Raw genomic sequence first — 424 nt, forward strand, 5'->3', positions numbered from 1 at the left:
CACCCACCTCACCCAGCACTTCCGCGACCACGGCTACAAAGTCCGCCCCCTGACCGTCAGCCACGCCTTCCACTCCCCCCACATGAACCCCATCCTGGAGGAGTTCGAACACGCCGTCGCCGGGCTGTCCCTCACCCCGCCCACGGGACCGGTCATCCCCTTCGTCTCCGACCTCACCGGCCAGATCGCCACCCCAACCGACCTGACCGACCCCTCCTACTGGACCCGCCACCTGCGCAACCCCGTCCGCTTCACCGACGTCGTACGGCGGCTGCACGAGGGCCGGGAGCCGGGCGAGGAAGTGCGGACGTTCCTGGAGATCGGGCCCGACGGCGTCCTCAGCGGGCTCATCCGCGAAACCCTCGACCACGAACCAGACCTGATCGCCGTCCCCGTCCTACGCCGCGACCACCCCGAACCCCAC

1 protein-coding gene is annotated in these 424 nt (G+C 69.8%); it reads left to right on the forward strand.

Annotation, left to right across the window (positions count from 1 at the left end; genetic code table 11):
- A partial coding sequence (locus tag FLV34_RS39805) for an acyltransferase domain-containing protein (RefSeq protein WP_147945639.1) occupies positions 1–424 on the forward strand: 424 nt, incomplete at both ends.

Source organism: Microbispora sp. CSR-4 (assembly GCF_008033685.1).
Classification (GTDB): domain Bacteria; phylum Actinomycetota; class Actinomycetes; order Streptosporangiales; family Streptosporangiaceae; genus Microbispora.